The sequence below is a fragment of the Streptomyces coerulescens genome, assembly GCF_042657965.1.
Taxonomy (GTDB): domain Bacteria; phylum Actinomycetota; class Actinomycetes; order Streptomycetales; family Streptomycetaceae; genus Streptomyces; species Streptomyces coerulescens.
In genome coordinates, this window is record NZ_JBHSKM010000044.1 from 167,337 (window position 1) to 194,138 (window position 26,802).

The 26,802-nt window shown below is 70.5% G+C and carries 18 protein-coding genes and 1 pseudogene; 17 read left to right on the forward strand and 2 right to left on the reverse strand.

The genetic code is table 11. The features are described from left to right. Position 1: 1 nt before the first annotated feature. The 11 genes from ACFPQ9_RS38240 (at position 2) to ACFPQ9_RS38290 (ending at position 21,406) form a co-directional block, all read left to right on the forward strand. A complete protein-coding gene (locus ACFPQ9_RS38240; protein WP_380863657.1) occupies positions 2–2,200 on the forward strand; it encodes a putative baseplate assembly protein in 2,199 nt (732 codons plus the stop codon). Beyond that, positions 2,200–4,374, forward strand: a complete 2,175-nt coding sequence (locus tag ACFPQ9_RS38245; protein ID WP_380863659.1) for a phage tail protein — start codon at positions 2,200–2,202, stop codon at positions 4,372–4,374. Before ACFPQ9_RS38240 ends, ACFPQ9_RS38245 begins: the two co-directional genes overlap by 1 nt. Then, a complete protein-coding gene (locus tag ACFPQ9_RS38250) occupies positions 4,371–5,930 on the forward strand; it encodes a hypothetical protein (protein ID WP_380863661.1) in 1,560 nt (519 codons plus the stop codon). Before ACFPQ9_RS38245 ends, ACFPQ9_RS38250 begins: the two co-directional genes overlap by 4 nt. Beyond that, positions 5,923–7,944 carry an ATP-binding protein gene (locus ACFPQ9_RS38255; protein ID WP_380863663.1) on the forward strand — a complete coding sequence of 674 codons (2,022 nt, stop codon included), beginning with the start codon at positions 5,923–5,925 and terminating at the stop codon, positions 7,942–7,944. Before ACFPQ9_RS38250 ends, ACFPQ9_RS38255 begins: the two co-directional genes overlap by 8 nt. Next, positions 7,941–9,275, forward strand: a complete 1,335-nt coding sequence (locus tag ACFPQ9_RS38260; RefSeq protein ID WP_380863665.1) for a hypothetical protein — start codon at positions 7,941–7,943, stop codon at positions 9,273–9,275. The genes ACFPQ9_RS38255 and ACFPQ9_RS38260 overlap by 4 nt, the downstream gene beginning before the upstream one ends. Beyond that, positions 9,272–10,186 carry a hypothetical protein gene (locus tag ACFPQ9_RS38265; RefSeq protein ID WP_380863667.1) on the forward strand — a complete coding sequence of 305 codons (915 nt, stop codon included), beginning with the start codon at positions 9,272–9,274 and terminating at the stop codon, positions 10,184–10,186. Before ACFPQ9_RS38260 ends, ACFPQ9_RS38265 begins: the two co-directional genes overlap by 4 nt. A 2-nt stretch (positions 10,187–10,188) precedes the next feature. Then, the gene (locus ACFPQ9_RS38270) at positions 10,189–13,311 is read left to right on the forward strand and encodes a hypothetical protein (RefSeq protein ID WP_380863669.1); all 3,123 of its coding nucleotides are present in this window, start codon (positions 10,189–10,191) and stop codon (positions 13,309–13,311) included. A 4-nt stretch (positions 13,312–13,315) separates the two neighbouring features. Beyond that, positions 13,316–16,780: an eCIS core domain-containing protein gene (locus tag ACFPQ9_RS38275; protein WP_380863671.1), complete on the forward strand. Its 3,465-nt coding sequence runs from the start codon at positions 13,316–13,318 to the stop codon at positions 16,778–16,780. Positions 16,781–17,180: 400 nt separating this feature from the next. Continuing rightward, on the forward strand, positions 17,181–17,990 hold the full coding sequence (locus ACFPQ9_RS38280; protein ID WP_380863673.1) for a hypothetical protein: 810 nt from the start codon (positions 17,181–17,183) through the stop codon (positions 17,988–17,990). Positions 17,991–18,056: 66 nt separating this feature from the next. Further along, positions 18,057–20,741 (forward strand): tetratricopeptide repeat protein, encoded by a 2,685-nt coding sequence (locus ACFPQ9_RS38285; RefSeq protein ID WP_380863675.1) that lies wholly within the window; start codon positions 18,057–18,059, stop codon positions 20,739–20,741. A gap of 218 nt (positions 20,742–20,959) precedes the next feature. Further along, positions 20,960–21,406, forward strand: a complete 447-nt coding sequence (locus tag ACFPQ9_RS38290) for a DUF6086 family protein (RefSeq protein WP_380863677.1) — start codon at positions 20,960–20,962, stop codon at positions 21,404–21,406. Positions 21,407–21,638: 232 nt separating this feature from the next. Here ACFPQ9_RS38290 and ACFPQ9_RS38295 read toward each other — a convergent pair whose 3' ends face one another. Further along, positions 21,639–22,082, reverse strand: coding sequence for an ATP-binding protein (locus ACFPQ9_RS38295; RefSeq protein WP_380863679.1), 444 nt, complete (start codon positions 22,080–22,082; stop codon positions 21,639–21,641). Positions 22,083–22,397: 315 nt separating this feature from the next. Here ACFPQ9_RS38295 and ACFPQ9_RS38300 point away from each other — a divergent pair, with 315 nt between their 5' ends. From ACFPQ9_RS38300 to ACFPQ9_RS38310, 3 genes are all read left to right on the forward strand, one after another. Next, positions 22,398–23,270 carry a helix-turn-helix domain-containing protein gene (locus ACFPQ9_RS38300; RefSeq protein ID WP_380863681.1) on the forward strand — a complete coding sequence of 291 codons (873 nt, stop codon included), beginning with the start codon at positions 22,398–22,400 and terminating at the stop codon, positions 23,268–23,270. Further along, complete coding sequence (locus ACFPQ9_RS38305) at positions 23,267–23,524, forward strand: DUF397 domain-containing protein (RefSeq protein WP_380863684.1); 258 nt, start codon at positions 23,267–23,269, stop codon at positions 23,522–23,524. Before ACFPQ9_RS38300 ends, ACFPQ9_RS38305 begins: the two co-directional genes overlap by 4 nt. 83 nt (positions 23,525–23,607) lie before the next feature. Beyond that, positions 23,608–24,423 (forward strand): SAM-dependent methyltransferase, encoded by an 816-nt coding sequence (locus ACFPQ9_RS38310; protein WP_380863687.1) that lies wholly within the window; start codon positions 23,608–23,610, stop codon positions 24,421–24,423. Between the two features lie 23 nt (positions 24,424–24,446). On the opposite strand, the gene ACFPQ9_RS38315 is transcribed toward ACFPQ9_RS38310, so the two are convergent. Then, positions 24,447–24,779, reverse strand: coding sequence for an IclR family transcriptional regulator domain-containing protein (locus ACFPQ9_RS38315; protein ID WP_380863690.1), 333 nt, complete (start codon positions 24,777–24,779; stop codon positions 24,447–24,449). Between the two features lie 39 nt (positions 24,780–24,818). Between ACFPQ9_RS38315 and ACFPQ9_RS38320 the strand changes: the two are divergent. The 3 genes and pseudogenes from ACFPQ9_RS38320 to ACFPQ9_RS38330 all read left to right on the forward strand — a co-directional run. Beyond that, positions 24,819–25,061: pseudogene (locus ACFPQ9_RS38320) on the forward strand (gluconate permease); the annotation flags it as partial. A gap of 109 nt (positions 25,062–25,170) precedes the next feature. Further along, positions 25,171–25,434 carry a hypothetical protein gene (locus ACFPQ9_RS38325; RefSeq protein ID WP_380864400.1) on the forward strand — a complete coding sequence of 88 codons (264 nt, stop codon included), beginning with the start codon at positions 25,171–25,173 and terminating at the stop codon, positions 25,432–25,434. 91 nt (positions 25,435–25,525) lie between these two features. Further along, entirely contained in the window at positions 25,526–26,755 is a 1,230-nt protein-coding gene (locus ACFPQ9_RS38330; RefSeq protein WP_380863693.1) for an RNA-guided endonuclease InsQ/TnpB family protein, read from the forward strand. The last annotated feature ends 47 nt before the right edge of the window (positions 26,756–26,802 follow it).

The following is a 26,802-nucleotide window of genomic DNA, read 5'->3' on the forward strand; positions in this document are numbered from 1 at the left end:
CGTGCCGATTCCCGTGCCCGCTCTCGACGACCGTTCCTTCGACGACCTGCGCACCGAGTTGCTGGAGCGGATCGCGGTCTACACACCGGAGTGGACCGACCGCAATCCGAGCGACCCCGGCGTCACTCTGCTGGAACTCGTGGCGTTCCTGGGCGAGAAGCTGCTGTACCGGTTCAACCAGATCCCCGATGCGACCCGGGCATGGCTGTTGAGGCTGCTGCGCGTACCGCTGTTGCCCGCTCAGCCCGCACGCGGTCTGGTCTCCTTCACTCCGCAACTCAGGACGCCGGACGGGGGCCCCGATGCCGTCGGGCTCCGCGCCTCGACCGTGGTGGGCGCGGGTGCGGTGCGCTTCGAGACCGAACAGGACGTCACGGCTCTGCCCGTGCGGGTGCTCGCCGTGGCGAAGATCGCCGCCCCGGCGCCGGTGGATCCGGATCTGATGGCCGCGGCCGAAGCGGCACTCGACGCCCACGGCGCCACGGACGACCACGAACCCGTCTTTTACCACGCCGAGTTCCTCGCCGAGGACCCGACCGTGCCGGGGGCACCGCCCCTTCAGCTGCCGAAGGCGGTCGACGGCACGCTGTGGCTGGCCGTGTTCGCCGGTGATCCGAAAGATGCCGAGGCGCTGCGGGCAGGCCCGCTGCTCGCCGGGGCGCAGCTCAGTGTCGGGGTGGCCCTCGATCCGCAGTTGCCCGGCATGTTCGCCGTGGACGCCTGTCCCGGCGCAGATCCCCCGCTGGACGGTGTTCCTCCGCAGTTGGAGTGGCAGATCTCCGGCAGTGTGCCGGGGGACGACGGCGAGCCGGTGTACCGCGCGCTGGAACTCACCGCGGACTCCACGGGCGGCCTGCGCCGCGACGGCGTCGTGCGGCTGCGGCTCCCCCGGAGCCTCGAGGACGTCGGCGTGCCCCTGCCCGACACCGGGGACGCGGCGGGTGTCGGCCTGTTCCCACCGGCTCTGGAGGGCCTTGAGGGCCTGTTGTTCTGGCTGCGTGCCTTCCCGCCCGCCGACGCTCCGGGGATCCCGGCCCTGCGGTGGGTGGGTGCGAACGCCGCCGAAGTGGTCCAGGCGGTGACCGCACAGCCGGAGTTCCTCGGCGCCGGTACGGGAATGCCCGGACAGCGCTACGCCTTCGCCCATCGTCCCGTGCAGTCCGAGCGGCCCGCCGTGGTGGTCGAGGTGGAGGAGAACAGCGTCTGGCAGCCGTGGACCCGGGTGGAGTCGTTCGCCGGCAGCGGCCCCGAGGACCGGCACTGGACGCTGGACCCGGATGCCGGGGAGTGCGCCTTCGGCGACACGGTCCGCGGCCGGGCACCACAGCTCGGCGAGCGGATCCGCGTGCTCCGCTATCGGTACGGGGGCGGTGTACAGGGCAATGTGCCCGCGAAGGGCCTCAATCTCCTGCTCGGCGGAGAGCCCGCCAAGGTGAGCAATCCGCTGGCCACCGGCGGAGGATGCGCGGCGGAGACTCTCGAGGCGGCCATGGACCGGATCCCCGGCGAGTTCCGCCGGCACGACCGTGCCGTGACGGCGTCGGACTTCACCGAGCTGGCGGCCCTCACACCGGGCGGGGAGGTCGGACGCGCGGAATGCCTGCCGCTCTTCCACCCGCCGTCCAAGGCCCTGGACGCGGCGGGAGTGGTCACGGTCGTGGTCTGGCCCCGCGAGGATCCGGACCGCCCGCAGGCACCGACCCCCGAACGTGGCCTGCTGCGGCGGGTCTGCGCCCACCTGGACAGCCGCAGGCTGGTGACCACCGAGCTGTACGTGGTGCCTCCGGAGTACCGCAAGGTGGCGGTGTCGGCGGGACTCTCGGTGAAGTCCGGCTACAGCGCCGACGCCGTGCGGCACTGGGTGGAACTGGTCCTGCGTCAGTACCTGTCACCGCTACCGCCGTACGGTCCCGAGGGCACCGGCTGGCCGCTGGGACGCCGCGTGCACGGGCCGGAGCTGGAGGCGGCCGCTCTCCAGGTGGAGGGAGTCGAGTATCTGACCGGCCTGGAGGTGGCCGGGGTGGCCGCGGACGGCTCCTGGGCGCCGGGACCGGTCGACCTGCATCCGTGGCAGGTCGTCGAACTGACGTCGGTCACCGTGGTCGCGGGCGGCACTCCGCCCCCTGCCGGTGCTCAGCCGCAACCGCCCGCGCCTGGCGGCACTCCGCTACCGGTGCCGGTCCCGAGCGAGGTGTGCTGATGGACACGGGCGGGTTCGCCGCCATCGCGACCGTGGCGCAATGGCTGCGCTGTGCCCACTCGGGGACGGCGCTGTCGGCCGACGAGCGTGCCGTGACGTCGGCATGGGAGGAACCGGCCGGTCGCCCGGGGAGCGACGCCTCGGCCGGGCCCGCGGGGCTGGCCGTGGGCCCGGGCCGCACGGCGTTACATGCCGTGCCGGAGGAGGGGCGGATCGTCCGGCTCCCGTGGCGCCCCGAGGGACGGCTCACCGCACCACGGGCCGAGGGCGGCCTGGGGGACGGCCCGTTCGAGGACCTGCTGGAAGTCACGCCGGCGCCCGGCACGCCGTCCGGCGAGTTCGCCATGGCGCCCGGAGCGGCGCGACGGCAGATGCGGGCCGTGTCCCTCGCAATGGATGCGTACGACCGGATGACCGTGCTCGACGCCACCGACGGCTCCGTCCTTGTGATCGATCTCGCCGACCGGCGTACGGTGCGCCGGTTCCGTCCGCCCGGCACGCCAGTCGATCTCGCCCCGCACGAGGGCGGAGTGCTGATCGCGTGTGCGGAACCGGACGCCCCGCTGTGGCGCCTGAACGCGTGGGACGCCGGCCCGCGCCCGTTCCCCGTGCCGGCCGGCCCGCGCGAGGCGCTGCCCGCCGGTGCGGTGCCGTCCCGGGTCGCGGTCGGTCCGGGCAGCGAGGTGTGGCTGCTGTGGCGGGACACGGACGGTGACGGCTGGGCCGTGCCTGTCGCCGACGAGCGTACGAGCCGTGCGATCGGGCCGGTGCCCAGTGCCCGGGATCTGGAGTTGGACGGCACGTCAGCGGTGATCGTGGCGAGTGGGCCTGGCGCCGACCTGCGCCGCTTCGCGTTCTTGGGCACCGGGCGCACCACGGAGCAGCCGCTGCGGGCCCCCGGCTACGACGGGCGTGGGCTGACCCGCACGCCGGACGGGCGTATCGGCTACTGGAACGGAAAGGGCGTACGGATCGCGTTCGCGGCGCCGGCGCGCTACCGGACCGCCGGCCGGATCGACACCTTCGCGCTGGACAGTGGCGTCCACGGGCAGCGCTGGGGACGGTTGTTCGTCGACGCCTGCCTGCCGCCCGGCACATCGCTGGCGGTCGGGTGCCTCACGGCGGACGCCCTTCCGACCGACGAGGGAGTGGCGACGCTGTCGCGCACTCCACCCGCCAACGTCGAGCCGGACCTCCCGGCGTCACCGCCGGGTCCCCCCTTGGCGCCCTTCGACTCCGCGGAGTTGCTCTTCGAGGGCGAAGGGGCGGAGTTCGGCTCCTTGTACCGGCGTGGCCCGCGCGAGGTGCCGTGGACCCGGCGGTCCGCGACCGACAGGTACGCCACGTACGAGACAGTGGTGAACGCCCCGCCCGGCCGGTACCTGTGGCTGCGGCTGCGACTGACCGGCACGCCTACGGTGGCACCGCGCGTGCGCGCGCTGCGGGTGGAACGGTCCGGGCACGGGTTGCTGGACCGGCTGCCGGATTTGTACTCCGCCGAGCCGCGCGCCGCCGCCTTCCTCGACCGTTATCTCGCGCTGCTGGGCGGGCCCCTCGCCGACCTCGACGCTCGCGCCGCCGAACGGCACCTCGTACTGGATCCGGCAGCCGCGCCTGCGGAGTTGCTCCCCTGGCTTGCGTCGCTGGTCGGGCTCACCCTGGACGGGCGGTGGCCAGAGGTAGCACGCCGGACCCTGCTCGCCGAGGCGGTCGAACTGTTCCGGGCGCGGGGAACGGTCGCGGGACTGACCCGCATGCTGGAGATCTACCTCGGGGTGCGTCCCACCCTGGTGGAGCGCTTCCGGTTCCGCGGACTCGGTGCCGCCGCTGGGGCGGGGGCCTTTGCCACCGAGGGATCGTTCGACGCCCACGCACACCGCTTCTCGGTGGTCGTGCCCGGCACACTGTCGGAGGAACAGCTCGAAACGGTACGGCACTTGGTCGACGTACACCGCCCGGCGCACACCCTGGTGGAGGTGTGCACGGCCGACCGGGGCGCCCGGGTCGGCGTGGGTTGGCATCTCGGGCTCACCTCCGTGGTCGGCAGGGACAGCGGCTTCCGTCAGCTGGCCGTCGGTGGCGCCCTCGGCCCGGGAGCGGTGCTCGGTCGGCCGACGGGCGGCACGGCCGTCGGCGAAGGCCGGATCGGCGCGGACCTGAGGGTGGCGCCATGACGGATGCGGTGATCGACCGGTTCGCGGTGCGCTGGCAGCTCCCGGCCGCGCAGTCGCACGAGGACGCCGAGGCGCTGCTCGAGGCGCTGTTGGACGAGGCCCTTGCCGAGGCGCTGGCCGGGGTGGTGACGGCGGACGAGCAGGTGGCGATCGCCTCGGTGCGGGTACCGCCGGTGCGGGTGAGCATCGGCCACACCGACGAAGCGGCGCGTGCGTGGGCCGCGCAGGTCGCGTCCGCTGTCGCCGGGCAGCTGGCCGCGGGCGGACCGGGTGTGGTGCGCCATGCGAATCGTCCCGCCGCTCTGCTGGACCTCGTCCTGCGCGCATGCGCGGGGGACACTTCGCGGCTGTGGGCGTGGCGCCGGCTCGGGCTGTGGCCCGACGACGCCCGAGACGCGAGCGAGACCGATCCCGCCCGAGCCGTGTTCGGCGCGCTCATGGGGCAACCGACGGCGGTGGCGCCGGTACTCGCTGCGGCCGCACGGCGCGGCGCCCTCACTCGCCTCGTCGCTCTCCTCGGACCCGGCCACCTGCGGCAGCTGGCGGCAACGTCGTGGCAGTCACTGGGAGGGGCGGAGGACGTGTCCGCCACCGTTGCACCCGCGCCGCGCCGCCTTGCCTCGGCCGACCCGGCCGACGCCGCACCAGCCTCGGCGGCGCCTTTCCTGCCAGCCGGAGTGCAAGGCAGACTGCCGCCACCCGGCTATGCGCTCGCGCTCCTGTCGGGATCGCCGTACGACGACATGATCCGGTCCGCGTCGGATGCGCGGCTGCGTACCGCCCTCACCGCGCTCGCCCTGGCAGACGCGGTTCCGGGTCGGGTGGCCGTGCACGGCGCGGCACTTCTGCGCTCGGCCCTGTCCGAGGGCGTCGCCGCATCTCGTCGACCGCCCACCGCTGTCCGGGGGGACGATGATGAACGGTCACCGTGGGCTGCGCAGTCGCGCGGACGCGAGAGCTCTTCGACTGCCGCGCCGGCCCTCCTGGGGGAATGCGACCGACATACGGCCCGCGAGGTCGCGGCACCGCTGGTCCATCCCGTGACGGCGAACGCCGGATTGCTGTTCTGCCTCCATCTGGCCACGCCGCTGCGTTGCCTGGCGGGCTCGTACGAGCCCGATGGCAGCGGCACGCGCTGGGCGATGCACCTGCTCGGCAGGGAGCTGCTGAGGCGGTCCGCACCGCGGCTCGGCGAGCCTGCCGTGAACGACCCGGCTCTACTCGCGTTCTGCGGACTCCCGCCGTCGGTCCGGCCTCCCGCCGCTCCGGCGAACGTCGACCCGGCCGAGGCACGCCACGCCACGGCCCGCCTCGCCGACCTCACTGTCCGGGAACTGCGCGACCGGCTGGCCGGGCGCGCACCGGCACGGCAGCCACAGACGGCACTGCTCGCCCAAGTCCTGCACCGCCGCGGCGAGATCGCCGCCTTCCCCGGCTGGTTGGAGGTGCGGCTCGACCTGGACGACGTCTCGGTCGATCTGCGCGCGGCCGGGCTCGACCTCGATCCCGGCTGGTTGCCGGCCCTCGGCTGCATCGTGAGGTTCCGCTATGTCTGACACCACGCTCGTCGCTCCGGCCGAGCCACGTACCGCCGCATCGTCGCGGCTGCACCACGGTGTGCTGGAACTCGCCGGGCGGATCGGTGAAGTTCTGGGCACCGGTCACGAGGCGCACGGTTTCCTCACCGCCCTCGCCGCCCGAGCCGTACCTGACGCCCCAGGTGCCGGGGGGCATCCGGTCGACCGGATCGCGGAGGGATTGCGGCTCACCGCGGCCGAGGTCGACCTGCTGCTGCTCGCGGGACTCGCCGAGGAACACGAAGGCCTGTCCAGCGTGCTGCGCGACCTGCATCCGGTACGGGCGCCTGCGGCGACCACCGGACTGGCGGCCGTCCTCTGTGAGGCGGGTGCGCTGCCCGGTGCGCCGGACGATCCGGTACAGGGGCGTCTGTGGTTGCGCGGGCTGCTGCTCAACGGTCCGCTGGTGATGTCCGGCGCGCTGCGTGCCCAGGGAGCCGGACCGTTCTGGGAGCGTTCGCTGTGCCTGATCGAAGGGTTGTGGGACGCCCTGCACGGAGCTCCTGGGTGGCCCGCGGACGCCCGCAGGACGGACCCGGCACTGATCGGCGTCGCACCGCCCGGCCTGCGTGCCGAGGAACCGGCGGTGGCCGCCGTCCTCCGTGCCGTCTCGCGGGGAGTCCCGGCCACCGCGGTCCTCCGTTCCGGCGACCCGGGCGACGCCGCCCTGCGGCTGGCCACGCTGCTCACTGCCACGGGACGTGAACCGGCCGTCCTGGACGTGCCCGTGCTGGACGGCCCGGCGGCGCGTGCGATCGGCCTGGTGGCGATGGCCCACGGGGTCACACCCGTGCTGGTGGTTCGGGAACTCGCGGACGGTGTCGGCGCGCTGGACGGCGTCCCGGCCCCGGCCGTCCTCGCGCCCCCGCGCGGCGCCGCCGTCGGTTCCAGCGACCGGCCGCTTCTGATCCTGGACGTGCCGCGGTCGAGCCGTGACTCCCGCCGCACCCTGTGGGACCGGCTCCTGCCCGGTCTGCCCGACGCCGCCGAGACGGTGCCGAGCACCCTCGGCGCCGCGAGCGCACAGGAGTTGGCCCGCAACGTCTCCGCAGCCGCTCTCATCCGCGGCACACCCCTGAGCTCCGCCGACCTGCGGTCAGCGGTCGCCGACCACGAGGACGACCGCATCCCGCCCGGCGTCGTACGGCTGCGCCCCGGCGCGGGGTGGGACGAGCTCGTCCTGCCGTCCGACCGGACGGAGCAGTTGCGGGCGGCGGTGGCGCAGGTACGGGCACAGCACGTCGTCCTCGACCGCTGGGGTTTCCTGCCCGGACGGCCGGGACGGCGCGGCGTGCGACTGCTGTTCTGCGGCCCGCCCGGGACCGGCAAGACGCTCGCCGCCGAGGTGTTGGCCAACGAGGTGGGCCGCGACCTGCTCGTCGTCGACGTGTCCCGGATGGTCTCGAAGTGGATCGGCGAGACGGAGAAGAATCTCAGCGAGGCGTTCGACGCTGCCGAGCGCGGAGACGCGGTCCTGTTCTTCGACGAGGCGGACGCGCTGTTCGGGCGGCGCACGGAAGTGGGCGACGCCCGAGACCGGTACGCGAACCTGGAGACGGCCTATCTGCTGTCCCGACTCTCGTGGTTCGACGGCCTGGCGGTGCTGGCCACGAACCTGCGCCAGAACATCGACCAGGCCTTCGCGCGCCGACTGGAGTTCATCGTTTCGTTCGATCTCCCGGACGCGGTCGAACGGCAGGAACTCTGGCGACGTCACCTCCCCTCCGGCGCGCCCCTCGACCCCGGCGTCGACCTGGAGCAGCTCGCCGCCCTGTATCCCCTCTCAGGAGCTCTCATCCGCAACGCCGCGGTGGCCGCCGCGTATCTCGCCGCGGACGCGGACGCCGTCATCGGCCCGGAGCACCTCGCCGTGGCCGTGCGACGCGAGTACGCCAAGTCCGGCCAGGCCTATCCGGGCGATCCGCCCGGTGACCACGAACCGCAGCCCGCCTGGACCGATGTATCCACAGCCAAGGAGTCGCCGTGTCCGTGACGACATCTCTCACCCAGTTCGCGGCCGACGACGTCGCACGGGCGACCGACGCCGTCAAGGCGCTGACGGCTGAACTGGCCACCGGCGATGCGGAACTGGCGGTCCGTCGCAAAGCGTCGGAGGACGCGGCCGCCGAGCTCGCCCGACTGATCGCCGAGGAGGCTGCCATCCGCCGCAGTCTCGGCGTCGCACCGCTGCCGGCCGACGCCGAAGCGCTGGTGAAGCAGCTCACGACCACGTTGGTGCGTCGACAGCACGCGGTCGCCCTGGCGGCCGCAACCGCGGACGCTCTCGGCACCGAGGAGCGCCACCGCGCCATCCTGGCCAAGTCGCTGGACGGCGCCAGAAGGGCAGTGACGGCCGCCGAAGCAACCAAGACCCAGGTGGACATCGACGAGGGACGCGTCGAACAGTGGACGGCCACCGTCGGGACCCGGCCCGTGACCGACGCCCTCACCGGTGCCGGGGCCGCGCTGGCCTCCCCGCCGTACAACGAGGCAATGGACAGGCTCGCCGCCTTGCTCGGCCCCTCCGTCGTCGAGGGGCTTCGCCGACGCGCGACCGAGGCCGGGAACCGGGATGCCGCGGTGTACGAGCGGCTGGCCCGCGCCCGCGATGCCCTGACCGCCTCGACCGAGCGCCCTTCCGGTGCCCTGCTGAAGGCTCGGCACTCCTATGCGGCAGAGGTCGCGAAGCTGCGGGCCGTCGCCGAGGGAGCATCCGTCCGGTTCGCGGTTGCGATGCGGGATCTCGCAGCCGTCAGGGACATGGACTCCCCGACGCATGAGGAGCAGGAAAGCATGAAGGGCCTGCACAAGGGTGTCGAGGCGGCGCTCCCCGCCGAGAAGGCCGTGTGGGAGTGCGCCGAGCATCTACGCCGGGCCGAGGAGGAACTCGACCACGCGATGCTGGCCTCCCTCCACAGCGTCCCCTCCCCCGACACGGGTACCGGTCCGACTCTCGACGACCTGCGCAAGAAGGTCGAGAAGGCCAGGCTCGAACTGAACGAGGCGCAGCAGGCTCTCGCCGCGCACCAGGCAACGTTGGACGCATGGGAGGCGGCGGTGCCGGAGGCACTGAAGGAGCAGGTGCTTCTCTTCCTGGCCGCGGAAGCCACTCTCCAGGAGCTGAAGGATGTGCGCGTGAGCGAGCGGATCGAGTCGGTCACCAACGCACGCGACGGGCTGGTCAGCGAGCTGACCAGGGCCGTGAAAGCGGAGGCCGCCGCCCGACAACTGGCCGACGAGGTCGCCTCCCGCACCGGGGACGCCGACGCCTGGCGCGCGGTCGCCGCCGCACGTCGCGCCGCGCTGGTTCGCGGGGAGGCATGAAGCCGATGCAAGGTGAACACAGCGCGACGCTTCCGCCCCCCGACCCGTTCACGTCCCTCGCGGCCCACTTCGGGATGCTCCTCGGGGTCGCGGACCTCGAGGCGGTTGTCGGCCACGCCTGGGCGAAGATGCGGCTGCACAATGCCTGGCTGCACGGGGGCGGCGTGGTGTGGGGATTCGGCATCAGCCTCGACGGCCCGCGCCGCGAGGTGAAGATCGCCCCCGGTCTGGCGCTCGACGACCTCGGCCGTGAGCTCCATCTGCCCGTGCTGAGCTGCCTCGACCTCGCCAAATGGTTCGAGGAGAACGAGGAGAAGGTAAAGACTCGTCCGACTACGGATGGTGTCGCCTTCGACGCCCACGTCTTGGCCCGGTTCCGCGCGTGCCTGGACCGGCCGGTGCCGGCGCTCACCTCACCGTGTGACAGTGCGGGTGCGCAGACCACGTACTCCAGGCTGCGGGAGACGTGCGAGCTTCTCCTGGTCCCCGGCCGGTCCACGCCCCGCCGGGACCGGAGCCCGCGACTGCGGCGACTACTCGGACTGCCGGGCACAGGTGACGCCGTGACAGACGCGGCGATAGCCGAGGACGTCGACGGTCTGCTGGACAAGGTGAAGGCCGCGGCCGACGCCGACCGGCCGCGGCTGTGGCTGGAGGCGGTACGGAAGTGCGCCGCCCTGGACACCGTGGACCGCCGGCCCGCGGACGCGGACGGCTCGGGACTGCTGCCCGGCGGCGAACCGGGCGGCGTCATCCTCGGTGACCTGGTCGATCTGAGACTGATCACCGTCGGCGGCACCACGACCGCAGGCTGCGACTTGATCGATGTCGCCACGCGAACCTCCCAAGTGGACACCGTGACTCTGGTCGAGCTGGCCTCGGCCGCCTCTCTGCCTCGAGGAGGTGCCTGACGATGACGGATCTGCTGCCCGGTGTGCCCGGCGACGTCGTCCTCACCCAGCAGGCCGACGGCTATGCGGTGATCCCCGTACCCACCCCGCTCACCCGGCTCAACTTCTTCGACGGCCGGGTGTTGCGCGGTGACGACCTGACGGTGGAACAGAACGCCCAGCGCTCCCTGTCCTTCGCGCTCGGCCGCGCCGGCGGACCCGGCGTGGCCCACGGCCTCGATGTCGAGCTGTCCGGGGAGCGCCTCACACTGTCTCCCGGGCTGGCGGTCGACCCCGAGGGACGGCTGCTGCTGCTTCCCTCCCCCGTGACCGCGACGGTCGACGACGTGCTCGACGCCACCCGGGGAGCGACATCCGGCGCCGAACCCGCGTCGTCCGGCGCCGCTTCGTTCGCCCCCTGCGAGACGCTCTCGCCGGCCCCGGTGGCCGAAGTGGCCGCGGGCAGCACGCTCTATCTGCTGACCGCTTCCAGGGGAGAGGGCCTGTGCGGCCACGCGGAGGTCTACGGGGCGCCCTGCGAGCAGGCCTGTGGGACGACTACCGGCCGCCCGTACCGGATCGACGGGGTGCTGCTGCGGTTGCGTCCACTGCGTCTGGACAGCCCTCTGCCGGGCTCCGCTTCGGTGCTGCTCGACGACCGACACCTGCGATCACGGGTCGCCGCCGCGTACTTCGCCGATGAGCGGACCGCGGCGGGCCCAAGGATGTCGGCCGCCCTCCTTGCCTCCGGGACCTGGTGTCGTGGAGCCCCAGGGGCAACAGGGAGCGAAGTGCCCCTCGCTGTACTGGCCCGGTCCGGAGGGACCACACTCTTCGCGGATGCCTGGACCGTGCGGCGGGAGCTGCTGGACACCCCAGCACGTGGCTTCGGCGACAGCCGGATGTCGATGCGCGCCAGGAACGTCTTCGCGGCCCAGATCGCGCAGTTCCAGTGCCAACTCGCCGGGCTGCTCGGCGCGGGACTGCCGAAGTCCCCGGCCGACCGGCTCCTGGTGGACGCCGGCGTGGTGGAACTACCCCCCGCGGGATACCTCCCCGTCGACCCGGCCGGTGATCTGATCCAGCAGGTCGGCTCGTTGCTGGGCCCCGGAGTCGACCTGCGTTTCGTCCGCGTGCCCGCGGACCACGTCCCGCACGAGGTCGAGGAGGTCCAGCACCGGAACCGGATTTCGTTGCTCGCCGGGATCGACGATCCATCCGCCCGGCCCGAGCTCGACGTACTGGTGCCGGACGGGCGGGACTCCGGCGCTCCCATCGGGATCGGGCGCGGTGCCCGGGTCCACGCCCACTGGCTCGCGCGGGAGGGAGAACTGGAGTTCAGGGGCGTGGGTCGGTGGGCGGCACGGACGTCCGGCTTCGCCCTCACAGCAGCGGGATTCTGCGCCGTCTCCACCGAGTCCGATGGGGTGGAGTTCGTCTCATCGATGGCTTCAGGCCGGCCCGACCTGCCCTCACGAACGGACAAGAAGCTCTGGATCAGTACCCTTCGTCGGATCGCTGACGAGGCCGGACGGTTCGCCGCCGAGGCCGCCGGTCAGCACAGACTCTATGCGGCAGCCGAGTTCGCCGCGCAGGAGGCCAAGCCGATCGTCGTGCGCGGCCGTCTCTCGTGCGACCGCGACCTGTGGGAACTGCCTCGGGGCGAGAGCGCGTTCGTCGCCGGGCAGCTCGACTTGTTCGCTCCGTATCGGATCGGACCGGACGACGAGCCGTCGAACGGCCCTGCGGCCGCCATGTTCGAGATCCTCGGGAGAGTGGAGGCGTACCGGGGAACCTCGGATTCCGGGACCACCACCAGGAGGTTCAGGGTGCGGTTCCAGCTCAGCGTCGATCAAGGGGATGGACGTGGTCCGACCCCGATGTCCGTAACGGATCTCGATGCCGCGGTGGCCCTCGTGGAACAGCCGGGCGAGCGGCTGTTCACGATCCGTCCCAACGTCGGAATCATCGGCACGCATGCGTCGAAAGCCGCACGCGATGGTGTGATGCTGCGGCTGAAGGACGACGGGACAGTGATCCTCTCACTGCCCGACGATCGGCTGCGCGCCACGCTCACCGCGGATCGGGACGCCCTCGGCCCGAACAGTCCGCACCGGGTGCTCGGCGAGCAGTCACTGGGCGTCCTGCGCGGTGCCCACACCGCGGACGGCGAGTTCTACGACGGGGCCCGCGCGGACCTGTTCGGCTCCGCGCGGGACGAGTACGGCGCCGCGGTGATCATCGCGACCCATGACTGGGTGGCGTTCCGGCGTCGCCGTGTGGACCGGCCGTCGTCGGCACAGCCGCCGACCCGGAGCGTCGTGGTCTGGGTGGCAGCGGCGAACGACCCGCGTACGGCCGCCAGTTGGGCGGCGCGGTTGCGCAGGGGGTCCGCCGACGAACTCCCCTGGCAGCGGGTGCGGTCGGTGCTGTTCGAGCTCGACACGGCGAAACTCCGCTCCGACCCCGAGGAGTTGCGCCGCGGTTACGCCGCCACCCAGGCGCCGCCGCTGGTCCATGCCGTCGGGCTGGGAGGGCTCGGTCCACTGCCCGCAGGTCGGGACCGAGCCCTGGCCATCGCCGCAGCGCTCCGGCCGACCGCCGACCTCGACCCACGAGCCGACGTATTCCATGTGCCGGCCCTGCCGGCCGGGCTCCTCGAACCGGACTCGGACGGCAGCGTCCTCCTCATCGCGTGTCACCCGGCCCCCACTAAGGCCGGGCTCATCCAAGTGGTGGGGCTCGACGGCGACTACGACAGCGCGGCCCTCGAAGCCGCCCTTCAACACCGGGACCTCCGCCTGGTCGACGAGAAGGCCGAGGTGCTCGGCACACTTGTGACCCAAGCCGACGGACACCTCGATCAGCAGTCCTACGACACGGCCCTCGCCGCCACCAACCGGGCAGTGACGAGCCGAGGTGTCCTGCGCTCCACACCGGTGTTGTGGATCGATCCGGAATGGGAGGAATCCGCTCCCGAGGCGGCCAGGCTGATCACCCCGGCGGCGAAGAAGTTCGTCTCGGACGTCCGAGGCCATTACGGCCCGCAACTCGCCCTCGGCGACGACCGCGTCATCGGCGTCGCGGTGGCGTCGCAGACGCGGCAGGCCCTGCTGATCGTGCACCACAGGGCTGAGCTCGGGTGACCGGGTGAACGCCGCGGCCGACGCCGAGCGCCGCGCGGAGTCCGCCGCACCGGCGGCCCGCGTGCGCACGGCACGGGACGTTCCCGCCGCGTCCGCCGCGGGCGGCGGTCCCGTACCGGAGGAGCCTGTCCGGCACACCGCATTGGGCGATCTCGCGGTCCGTGCGAAGGCGGTGGTGGGGGCGGGCGGCCACCCGCTGGAACGAGAGGCGGACAGAGCGGCGAACCGAGTGCTGCGGCTTCCTGTCCCGGCTGACACCGGGCCCGGTCGCCGGGCGATCGACGGCCCGCCGGTCCTGAGGCCGGCCACAGCAGTAAAGGACACAGCCGCCGACGCGGCGGCCCCAGAGACGGCGTCCGCTGCGCGCGAAGCGGAGACGGAGGGCGACACCCGCGCGACCGGAGACGGGGGCCGAGCGGTTCCGGCGGGCGTGCAGGCGCTGTTGGACGCGAGTCGGGGCCGGCCGCTGCCGACCGAGACGCTGGCGTATTTCGAGTCGGCCTTTCGCCATGACTTCTCCGCCGTTCTGATCCACGACGACGAGGCCGCGCACGCGGCGGCGACCGCTCTCGGGGCACTCGCGTTCACCCGCGGCAACGACATCTACCTGTCCGCGGGCAGCCATGCACCGACGAGCGCGGCCGGCCGACGGCTGCTGGCTCACGAGTTGGCACACGTCATACAGCACGGAAGCGGAATCAGGCTCAAGCCTGGGCCGAAGGCTGCGACGAAGACCGCGACGACCGCCGCCAAGGGGCGGGTGAGCACCAGCGGCAAGCGCCAAGTGGAGTTCTTCTCGCTGCCCGTACCGAAGTTCAAGAAGAACGCTCTGGTCAAGCTGCTGGGCAAGGACCATACCCTCACCATGAAGAAGTGGGACGGCAGCGAGCGCACCGACACCCAGGGCGAAGCCTGGAAAAAGCTTGTCACCACGCCGGTGCACACCGCCGTGTCGCAGCGGCTCAAGGCCTTGGCCCGGCCACCCGGTGAGACGGGGCCCGTCCACTATCTCCGGCACAAGGCCAGCAGCTCACCGCTCTACTTGATCGGCACCGAGGCCGACATCGCCGAGCGCCTCGTCCGACCGCCCTGGGACAAGGACGGCCGCCCGAAGAGCTTCGACATCGACCACAAACTGGAGCTCCAACTCGGCGGCACCGACACGACCCCGGAGAAGAATCTGTGGCTGCTGGAGTCCAGCGCGAACCGGGACGCGGGCCGCAGCATCGCCTTCGCCATCAGGAACACCCTTCAGGAGGTGCTGGACGAGTCCGCGCAGTACCTCAAGGAAAAGCCGCCGAGCTACCGCAAGGTCCGGCAGAGCTACGACGTGGTCGTGCAGGTGGGACATCTGGTCCCGACCCGTGGGGGCCAGGGTGAACCGAACGTGTTCTGGGAAGCCGACGAGATGACGGCCGCAGAATTGACCAAGCCGCTGGAGCGGGTCCCCGCGAAGACGGCGAAACAACTGGCGGGCACTGATGGCGAGTTGATGATCTTCTCCACCAAGTCCGGCGGAGCGGTGCATCGCGTCAAGCCGGGCACGCAGGAAAACTGGAAGAAGAAGGGGATCTTCGAGGTCCGCACCGTCCGGTGGGATCCGGCGGGCGCCCACACCGGTGCGACGGGTCAGGAGGTCGGCCTGGTCACCGGCACGGCGCTCGAGGGCAATGGGGTAACCTCGGAGGGGGAGTTCAAGTTCCCGCTGCGAGGCATCCAGGGCGTCGGCTACGGCGGGTACGTCGACACCGGCCGATATCGTCTGGTGGCCAAGATGTTCAGCCCTGTCGAGATGGACAGCCTCGACTTCGACGTGGTGAACGGATTCGTCGGCCGGGGCCGGATCCTGCCGAACCTGCCTCTGCTCGCAGGGAAGGCCGACATCGGCATCGTGATGGACGAGCGCGGCGTGGGCGTGTCCGCGCTCCTCACGTCGGACAGCTTCAACCTCCCTGGCCCGTTCCGGGTCACAGGCGGTCACATCCTGCTCGCCGCGCAATACCCAGCGGGCCTGTCCGCCACCGGCCGGCTCAACTTCGAACTGGAGAAACTCGCCAAGGGCTGGTTCGAGGCCACGCTCGAAACGGGCCGGCCCTTCGGCGTGAGCGGAGAACTCGATTTCGACTCCGACCTCTTCACCCGCGCACGCCTCGGCGTCGGCTACCGCGACGGGAAGTGGGCGGTCACGGGCGAACTCGGCATCGGCGAGGGCAAGGTCACCGGAATCAAACAGGCGGCGGCGAAGGTCGCCGTCGACGGCGAGAAGATCCTCGCGAGCGGCACGTTCGAGTCCTCGCTGCGCGGACTTCAGGGCGGCAGGCTGGGATTCGCGTACGACCCGACGACGGGGACGACCATCGAGGGTGAGCTGACCCTCGGCCGATTGCCCGGCATCAGCGGCGGCGTGGTCAAGGCGAAGGTTGCCCAGCGCAAGGACGGCCGGGGATGGAGCGTCGCGGGCGAGATCACCGCGCAGCCCGCGATCCCCGGAGTGACTGGCTCTGTCACCGGTCGCTATGACGACGGCGCCTTCCTCGCCGAAGCGGCTCTCGGCTACCAACGTGGCCTGTTGAGTGGTCAGCTCCGGCTCGGCCTCACCAACCAACCCGTCGGCCCGGACGGTAGGCCGGCCGGCCCTCCGCAGCCGAACCTGCTGTCGGTCCACGGCGGCGGAGAGCTGTCGCTCAAACTGACGCCGTGGCTGATCGGAACAGCTCGGGTCGTCGTCAGACCCAACGGCACGATCGCCGTCGCCGGACGCATCGGCCTGCCTGACGCGTTCGAGCTGTTTGCCCGGCGGGAACTGAACCGTCGCCTGTTCTCGCTGGGCATCGACATTCCGATCGTGGGTGTCGCCGTCGCCGGCCAACGGATCGGGATATTCGCGACCATCCGCGGTGGGCTCGACCTCGTCGCCGGAATCGGTCCCGGACAGTTGCACGGCACCGGGCTGGAAATCCGCTACGACCCCGATCGAGAGGACGCCACTCAAGTCGAGGGCGACACTCGCCTTCTCATCCCTGCCGATGCGGGACTGCGACTGTTCGTCCAGGGCGGTATCGGCGCCGGCATCCCTATCGTGAGCGCGACCGCAGGGATCGAGCTCGCCGGACAGCTCGGACTGTCCGGGCAGCTGACAGCCGGTGTTCGTCTGCTGTGGACCCGATCGCGAGGTCTGCTCCTGGACGCCGAGGCAGCGCTGAGGGTCCAGCCGACCTTCCGTTTCACCGCCGACGCGTTCGTCCTGGTTACCGCAGATCTGGTGATCAGTACCGTGGAGCTCTATCAGAAACGCTGGAATCTCGCCGCATTCGACTACGGATCGAACCTGGCCTTCGGCGTCGTACTTCCCCTGCATGCGGAGGCGGGAAGAATCGATTTCAGCTTCGACAGAATGCGATTCGAGTACCCGAGCATCGATCCGGCCGAGCTGGCACGAGGGGTTCTCCGACGCGTAATCGACGGGTGAATCATCCCGTCGCCAGGACGTGTCCCCGATCGCCGGGTGAGGGGTGATGCGCTCCTGGCCGGTGGCTTCTGCCATACGACCCCGGCCGCCTCGATGGCCAGTCCCACGGTCGTCGGCAGCACTGTCAGAGCACTCGCCGCCCCCCAAGTACGTGAGCTGCAGTAGCGGCCGACGCACGGACAACGCCGACCTGGTCGATCAGCTCGGGCCAGGAACCATCCCGAGCCGGCCTTTGGCCATGGCCGACGTCGCGCGTGATGCGCGCCCCGCGACGCCACGCGGTTCTGCTCGCTCCATGGACGGAAAGCCACGCGAGAACATTGGATCGCCGCTCACCTGTCGCCGAATCAGCTCACTAAGCTTGGACCATCGCCGTGGCCGGCTGAGGAGGACGAACATCGTGCTGAGTTCCGTGGCTTTCCCCTGCGCGAGAGACGGGCTGGCCGCGACCCTGCAGAGCGGGCTTCTGGGCGGCCACGGCGGGGCCGGTGCGTGGTCGCTGGCACTGCGCAATATCCGCGACGGCGACGAACAGCTCATGGTGGAGACGCACGAGGGCTTGCATCACGAACTCCAGGCGTCCACCGGATACGGGCTCATCGCGGCGATGGCGCTGCTGCTGTCCAAACGCGGATTCAGGCCACTGGTGCTTCCCGAGCTGTTCGATGTCATGGTGGAAGGTTCGCGGCGGACGCACGAGGTGTTCGCCACCACCCTGTCGGCGTCACTGGCGGGTGTCCGGCAGGCCCGGTCCATGCTGGACGGCAACACGACCTACCTCGGATATCTGGCGCGAGGTCTGGGGCCGGCCGGCGCCGATGCGATCCCGTGGCACCTCCGGGAGACGGCATCGGCCGGGCTGGTGCCGCCGGTACGGCTCTGTCTCTGGGATCCTGGGCCCGAGTTCGGCAGAACTGTGTGGTCCGACGCGTCGTGGTGGGAAGATGGCTGCCTGATCGTGCATGAGGGGGCGTCAGGTGGGCCGGAATGGGCGTTGGTTGCTGGTCGTCGCGGGATCGTTGGCCATATTCGGGCTGTGCGTGCTGTTGGGGGATCTGCTGCTGCCGTGGGATCAGGCGACGCGGATCGGGACGGGGGCCGGAGCCGGCGCCGTAATCGCCGGGGTTCTCGGTGCTTGGGCGTCGTCGCTGATTGGATCCTCCAGCCCCTCAACGGCGCCGGCCGCGGGCGGGCCCACAGCGTCGGGTGAGAGGGCGGTGGCGACGCAGGACAATTCCGGGGTCATCATCACCGGGGACAACGGCACCGTTCAGCGATGACTGATCCGCAGACGCCACCCGCCTCGGGAGGCCGGTCCGCTGCCGCAGGCAACAGTTCAGGAGTGATCGCCACAGGTGATCGGACCCGGATTGAGCAGCGGACCCTAGTCCTCCCCCCTGACGCTCTGAAGGCAGCCATTCATGACGAGGAAATCGCCCGGCTGAGTAACCTGCCTGCACCCGACAGTCGGGTGTTCAAGGGCCGCGACGACGCCCTCGCCGTCCTGAGGGAGTTGCCGTCGGCGGGGACCGGGATCGTGGCGCAGAGCGTGCGCGGCATGGGCGGCATTGGCAAGAGCACTCTCGTCCTGCACCACGCCCACACCTATCTGGCAGCCGGACATGGGCCTGTGTGGTGGATCGAGGCATCGTCTTCCGCCGCCGTAACGGCCGGACTCGCCTCCCTGGCCACGGCGCTGAATCCGGTGCATGCCGCGCTGCCGCTGGACGAGGCCGCTGCCTGGGCCGTGACGTGGCTGCAAGGCCGCACCGGATGGCTACTGATCTTCGACAACGCCGAAGAACCCGCCGACCTGCGTCCCTACCTCGGCCGTTTGAGCACAGGCCAGGTGTTGGTCACCACACGCCGTGACCTTCCCTGGCAGGACCTCGGCACGCCCGTGCGGCTGGAGACCCTCACCCCCGAGACCGCACTCGCTGTCCTCCAGGAAATCACCGAACGTCACAGCGACTCGGATGCCGCAGCTCTGGCCGAACTCACCAATGAACTGGGGCACCTCCCTCTGGCCTTGCAGCAGGCCGGTGCATATCTTGCTCAGACCCGTACCAGCGCGTCCAACTACCTTGCGCAGCTGCGCGCCGATCCTGCTGGGGTCCTTGCTGCCACCGCGCCCGGTGATCCGCACCAGCGCACCATCGCCCAGCTGTGGAGCGTCACCCTGAGCGCTCTGAACAGCGCCGATCCCCACGCTGTAGACCTGCTGAGAGTTCTGGCCTACAGCGCACCCGAGCCCCTCCCCCGCCGTGTCCTGGCCAACGCCCTGCACACACATCAGGCCGTCGACCATGCCTTGGGGGTACTCGCTGCGTACAGCATGATCACTCTCACCGACGCCACAGTCACAGTCCACCGCCTCGTACAGGCCGTGCTCCGCATCACCACGCCAAAGCCCATTGCGCCGCCACAGCCCGGAGCCATCCGGCGACTCCTACGCCGCTCCAGGCCTACTCCGCCACCTCACCCGAGTGAATCCGCTCTGAAGCTGCTGCATGAGGCCATGCCTTCTAGCAGCCCGGACGACGTAGAGGGTTGGCCGGAATGGCAGAGACTGCTACCGCATTTGCAGACTGTTGGCCGGCACCAAGGCGGCACGAGGTTGGTGTCGCAACTTGCAACCGTGCTGGGCCAAGCCGGGTTCTACTTGTTGGCCCGAGGGCAGGCAGACCAAGCCCTGCCGTTGGACAAGCGGGCTTTGGAGATCACCGAGGCTGCGCTTGGCCCTGACCACCCCGACACCGCGCTCCGCCTGAGCAGCCTGGGCAGGACGCTCAGTGACTTGGGTCGTTATGCGGAGGCGCTGCCGCTGGAAGCGCGGGCGTTGCAGATCGCGGAGGTCGCGCTCGGCCCCGACCACCCCACCACCGCCAGCCGCCTGAATAACTTGGCCTCTACCTTCAGCGATCTGGGGCGTCATGCGGAGGCACTGCCGTTGGCTCAGCGAGCGCTGGAGATCACCGAGGGCGCCCTCGGCCCCGACCACCCCGACACCGCCCTGCGCCTGGGCAACCTGGGCAGGACCCTCAGCGCCCTGGGGCGTGATGCGGAGGCGCTGCTGCTGGAAGAGCGGGCGTTGCAGATCTCCGAGGCCGCGCTCGGCCCCGACCACCCCGACACCGCCCTCCGTCTGAGCAACCTGGCCTCCACCCTCAGCGCCCTGGGGCGTCATGCGGAGGCACTGCCGTTGGCTCAGCGGGCGTTGCAGATCACCGAGGCCGCGCTCGGCCCCGACCACCCCGACACCGCCGTCCGCCTCGGCAACCTGGGCAGGACCCTCAGCGCCCTGGGGAGTCATGCGGAGGCACTGCCGCTGGACGAGCGGGCGTTGCAGATCTCCGAGGCCACGCTCGGCCCCGACCACCCCGACACCGCCCTCCGCCTGGGCAACCTCGCCTCCACCCTCAACGCCCTGGAACGTCATGCGGAGGCATTCCCGCTGGAAGAGCGGGCGTTGCAGATCGCGGAGGCCGCGCTCGGCCCCGACCACCCCACCACCGCCAACCGCCTGGGCAACCTGGCCTTCACCCTCAGCGCCCTGGGGCGTGATGCGGAGGCACTGCCGCTGGAAGAGCGGGCGTTGCAGATCTCCGAGGCCACGCTCGGCCCCGACCACCCCGACACCGCCCTGCGCCTGGGCAACCTGGGCAGGACGCTCAGCGCCCTGGGGAGTCATGCGGAGGCACTGTCACTGGAAGAGCGGGCGTTGCAGATCTCCGAAGCCACGCTCGGCCCCGACCACCCCGACACCGCCCTCCGCCTCGGCAACCTCGCCTCCACCCTCAACGCCCTGGAACGTCATGCGGAGGCACTGCCGTTGGCTCGGCGGGCGTTGCAGATCGCGGAGGCCGCGCTCGGCCCCGACTACGCCGAGACCACTGTCCGCCTGAACGACCCCACCCCTATCCGCGCGCCATTGGAAGACACGACACGGGACGAACCGTAGCCAGACCAACCGGGCTCAGGGATGTGAAAGAAGCGAGGGCGGAACGGCTGGTTTCACCAAGGTGCTGTGCGCGGTATCGCGCGACGCCGCGGCAGTTGCTCAACCATGCCCAAGCCGGAGCAGCGAGCTTTGATACTCCAAGGCGCCGTATTACCCAGGTGCCTACCACCCTCACGATCTTCTACCCTGTGCCGGGCGGCTGAGCAGGGGGATCGCGGATGAGCATGTACTTCAACATCGGTGACGAGACGCTGTGGAACCCGTCGAACGGTGCCGGCCGCCTCTTCCTACGGCAGGTCGAGGTCTTCGAGGCCGAGCTCGAGCTGGCCTCGGGAATCGGGCAGGGCAAGTATTGGGGCGACCCGGACACGCTCGAGGTCGATCCGGCCGTGTACGCGGAGTTCACACGCGGCCTGGTCGCCTGGCACTGCCGGACGGGGCACTCCGTGATCCTCGCGCTCTCCGAGGGTTTCGTGGCGACAGCGGTCGCGCTCGCGCGGCGTGCGGGAATCGAGGTGGAGATGCCCGAACCGGGATCCGGCCGGGGGTGTGGTGGCGTCCAGCGCGAGGTGCAGGTTCCCGGCAATCCCCGGACCGCGTCAGCCACGATCGTCACCGCGCTGGAAACCCGGGCGCGTGAGATGGACCGTGGGATGGCCCACTGAGCCGGGGCCGGTTGCCTGAGGTGCGGCCGGTGGTACGGGCAGCGAAACGGGCGCATCGAAGGCGGCATTCGGGCCCCGTCCACGCCCGATCAACTCTGCGCCGCTCTCGACTTTGGCTTGAAATTGCTTCCCTGCCCCACTGCTTCACGGTCGCCCACGTCCGCCTCCCCGTCGCGGGTGAGAACGCCTGCCGCATCGGGAGGGGCCCGCCGCTCCCTGCCGCCCCCAGCCCTCAGGATGAGGTCCTCAACGTCGCCCAGACAACGTTGCCACTCGTCAGTCTGGACCGGTCGACACCCCAGTTGCCCGCGATCGCCTGCACGAGGAACAGTCCGCGGCCGCTCTCCTCCTCGGGGCCCGGCTCGCACGGGGGCAAGCTGGTGGCGTGGCCGTGGTCGTGGACTTCCAGTCGCAGACAGGCGTTTGCGACGAGGCCTATACCGCACAGGATCCGTGCGCTGGGTGTGTGGCGTACGGCATTGGTGACCAGCTCGGACACGAGCAGCACGGCGTCGGCGCACAGGTCGACGGGCAGCCGCCAGGCGGTCAGGCCCTTGCTCACGAAGCCTCGGGCGATTCTCACACTGGTGCGTTGGGCGGGGAGTTCGAGCCAGCGGGAGCGCTCCGGATCGGCGATGTCCAGGAGCTGTGGGGAGTGGGTCGTGTGGGGGGACACGGTGGTGGCCTTCCATCGGTGAGCGTACGCAGTGGGGTGACGGGAAGGTGAGCAACGGGCCGATCGGATAGGGGTGTTCCGGGCGGCGCGTCGAGACTCGAACGCCCTGTACGCCCCAACTCGCGTGGTGGCAGGGCCTGTTGGCCCGCGACGCGTGGACGATCGCCAGGTTCGTTCACTCAACTCACTATGCTCGCAGCGGAGTTCATGCTGCAAGGCTCTGCCTGATAATTTCAGCAAGCCCGTTTCGGTCTGGTGACATCAGCAAGTACCTGTCAGACTGCGACCGGTGACAGATCCTCAGGAGGTTCGGGTGTGAGTGAGGTCCGTTCGAGTACGGGCGCCAGCGCACCCACGGTGCTGCGCATGATCCTCGGCCGGCGGCTGCTCGACATGCGTGAGGACGCGGGCATGTCGCTGGACGACGCGGCGAAGGCGCTGCGTGTGACGCCCCTGACCATCCGCCGCCTGGAGAAGGCGGAGGTCAGCCTCAAGCCCCTCTACGTCGAGAAGCTGCTGCAGACCTACGGAGCCGGGCAGCAGGAGGTCGACGAGTTCGTCGGTCTCGCCGAGCAGGCGAACGAACCGGGCTGGTGGCACGCGTACCGCGACGTCGTGCCCTCCTGGTTCAGCGCGTACGTCAGTCTGGAGACCGGCGCCAAGACGCTGCGCACCTACGAACCCCACTACGTCACGGGGCTGCTGCAGACCCATGGGTACGCCGGCGCGGTCCTGCGAGGCGGCTTCCCCAACGACTCTCCGGAGGACCTGGAGCGCAGAGTGGATCTGCGTCTGCGCCGACAGAACCTGCTGGAGGGAGCCGACGCCCCCACGCTATGGGTGGTGATGGAGGAAGCGGTGCTGCACCGGGTGGTCGGCGGCGCCGAGGTGATGCGCGAGCAGATCGATCGCCTCCTGGAGGTCTCGGAGCTGAGTCATGTGAGCGTGGACATCGTGCCGTTCACCGCGGGGGCCCATGTGGGGGCGTGCGCGCCGTTCACCTACTTCCGTTTCGAGGAGCCGGAGCTGCCCGACGTCGTCTACTCCGAGATCCTGTCCGCCTCCATGTACCTGGACCAGCGCTCCGATGTCGTCGCCCACCTCGAGGCGCACAACCGGATGTCGCTGCTCACCTCGTCGGCGACCAGCAGGAGCCTCTTGAACCGCATGCGTAAGGAGTATTCATGACCGTCACCGACGACCCTTTCTCCTTCTACAACGGCATGCCCGCCTCCGACCTCGGTGACCAGGGCTGGGAGAGCCCGTGGAGCGGTCCCAACGGGGGCCAGTGCGTACAGACGAAGCAGCTCGCCGACGGCCGTATCGCCTTGCGGCAGTCGACCGATCCGAACGGCCCCGCACTGATCTACACCCCGCAGGAGATCGCCGCGTTCGTCGCCGGCGTCAAGAAGGGGATGGCCGATCATCTGACGGCCTGCTGAGCCAGGACCCGAGTGGGAAGGACGCCGGCCGAACCTGGCCACGACCCGCCCGGCAGGACGAAGACACCACTGAAGGGAAGAGAATGAGCACCCCCCACGCCGCGCGGGACATCGACACCAGCAGGCCGCACTCCGCTCGCATGTACGACTACTACCTCGGCGGCAAGGACCACTTCGAGGTCGACAGGAAGGCCGCCGAGACCGTCGCCGCCGCCTATCCCGGGATCTTCGTGTGCGCCCGCGAGAACCGGGCCTTCATGCACCGGGCCACCCGGGTCCTCGCCACCGAGCACGGCATCCGGCAGTGGCTCGACATCGGCACCGGCATCCCCACCGAACCGAACCTGCACCAGGTCGCGCAGAACGCGGTTCCCGACGCCCGCGTGGTCTACGCGGACAACGACCCCCTCGTCCTGAAGTACGCCGAGCGCCTCATGCGCAGCACACCCCAGGGGCGCACCACGTACATCGAGGCGGACGTCAACGACGCCCAGACCCTCATCAATTCCCCCGAGCTGGCCGACGTCCTGGACATGACCAAGCCCGTGGCCCTGTCCCTGAACGCCCTGATGCACTTCGTCACGGACGCGCAGGACCCGTACGGCATCGTCGGCAACCTGCTCGACGTCCTGCCCTCGGGCAGCGCCCTGGCGCTGAGCCACTGCACACCGGACTTCGATCCCGAGACCTGGCAGAAGGTCACCGACATCTACAACGGCGCCGGCACGCCCGTGCAGTTCCGTTCCCAGAAGGATGTGGCCCGCTTCTTCGACGGACTCGACCTGCTGGAACCCGGCGTCACCGTCGGTCACCGCTGGCGCCCCGAGGACACCGCCGGGACGGATTCCGTGACAGACGCGCAGGTCAGCCTGTGGACCGGCGTGGGCATCAAGCCGTAACCGGGAGGGCAGCACCGGGCAGGTCAGGGCGAGTCGCTGATCTGCGTGCGGATGCCGGGGCGGTAGCCGAGGCGGCGTGAGGCCTCCTCGCCCGCCTCGATGACCAGCGGCGCGAGCTGGGCGACATCGGCCGGGGTCAGACGCTGGGTCGGTGCTCCGATGCCGACCGCCGCGACCAGCTCGCCGCTGCTGCCGAAGACCGGTGCGCTGATCGATGCGGCGCCGAGATCGCGCTCCTCGAACGACGCGGAGAATCCGCTGCGGCGGATTTCCTCCAGCTGCCGGTCCAGCAGGTCGATGTCCACGACCGTGCGGGCCGTGTGCCGGGTGAGTCCGTGGCTGACGGCGGCCCGCACCTGCTGCCCAGCTTCGCCTTGCTCCTGCTCGCCCTGCTGATGATCGCCACCGGCGCCATCGCGGACGCCGCGGACCTGCACAACCGGGTGCTCGGCTTCCTCCCCAACCCGGTCGTCGCCCTTCTCGCCGGTCTGATCGACACCGTGGTGATCGGCCGTATCCGCATGGGACAGAAGCGCGTCGAGGACGCCATCGCCCGCGGCTTCAAGGACAGCGGGCAGATCCTCATCCTCACCGTGGTCGGCGGATCACTGGCCGCCGTCGCGGCCGGCGGACTCGGCGACATCCTGCAGAGCTACTTCGGCGCCCACTCCTTCGCGCCCCTGCTCCTGGTCTGGGCGATTCGCCGCGGTCCTGCACATCGCGGTCGGCTCCGTCACCATCTCTGCCATCACCGCAGCCGCCATCCTCGCGCCGCTCGCTCCCAGCCGGAGCATCGACCCCGTGCTCATCTCTCTCGCCGCCGTCACCGGCGGGGTCCTCCGAGGATGCTTCGGCCTTCAGGCCGGGGAGGAATCGGACTCCTGCGGAGCAGGGCAGGAAAAGCTGAATCGCCGTCAGGGCGATTCAGTGTCTGCCACGGTCCTGCGGCGCCCGGCCTCAAGCCGGTGCAGGATCTCGGAGTTGAGGGACCGCCGGGCGGACTTGGACTGAGCCACCAGCCACGCGTGGAGGTCTTCGGGGAGCCTGAGCGTGATGCGTACTTCTTGATCCATGCACCCAATCGTAGTGGTAGCGTGGTGGCATGACGACACTACGGGTAGCGGAGGATGCCGGGCACGCCCGGTGGACGTTTCGCCTGCGTGTGTCGTCCACCGCCTTCGCCGCGCTGATGGGCGAGTGGGACCGGTGCCGATGGCTCTGGAACGAGTGCTGCGCGAAGTCCAAGCAGACGCACCTGTGGAACAAGCACCGGCCCGAAAGCGCGGACAGGCGGACTTGTGGTCCGGCCCAGCTCGACAAGATGCTGACCGAAGCCCGCACCCGCACCGTATGGCTGCGCGAAGGCTCGTCGGTGCCGCAGCAGCAGCTCATCCGGGACTTCGGCAAATCCCGCGCTAAGGCCCAGAAGGACATCAAGGAGCATCTGCCGATGCGGCAGCGGGCCGGGATGCCCAAGTGGAAGAAGAAGCGCGAAGCCCTGCCGAGCCTCAGCTACACGAAGCGCGGCTTCCGCCTCAAGGACAGGAAGCTGCACCTCGCAGGCGGGATTGCCCTGACTCCTGTGTGGTCGCGGGAACTTCCGGCCGACCCGTCCAGTGTGCGCGTCTACCAGGACAGTCTCGGGCATTGGTACGCCTCGTTCGTGGTCCCTGCCGAAGTCCAGCCGCTGCCGGAGACCGGCCGTGTGATCGGCATCGACTGGGGCGTGAAGGAGACCGCGACCACCACGTCCGACGCCCACGACCTCCCGCACGTCGGGCACGGGAAAAAGGCCCAGGCCAGGCTGTCGCGGTACGACCGGATGATGGCCCGCCGCAAACCCGCCAAGGGGCAGACCGGCTCGAAGGGCTACCGGGAGGCGAAGAAGTGGCGGGCGAAGACCTACGCGAAGATCGCCCGGCAGCGTCAGGACACCGGCCGCAAATGGGCCAAAAAGGTCGTGACCGACCACGACGCCATAGCGATGGAGGACTTCCGCCCGAAGTTCCTCGCGAAGTCGACGATGGCCCGCAAGGCCGCTGACGCGGCGATCGGCGCCACCAAACGGGCTCTGACCGAGATGGCCCGCAAGCACGGCCGGATCGTGCACCTTGTGCACCCGGCCCACACCACGATGGACTGCGCGCACTGCGGAGCGAGAGCCAAGCACGCCCTGCCGCTGTCAGAACGAACGTATACGTGCACCGCATGCGAAGTCTCCTCCCCCAGGGACAAGAACTCCGCCCGCGTGATGCTCGTCCGGGCAGGTCTGAACCCGGCTAGTGCTGATCGCGGAAGACCAGGTGGGGCGCTGCCCCATCTGGCAGCGTGAGCTAGAAATCCCCAAACAGCCCTGGAGGGTGAGGATTCCCCTCCCCT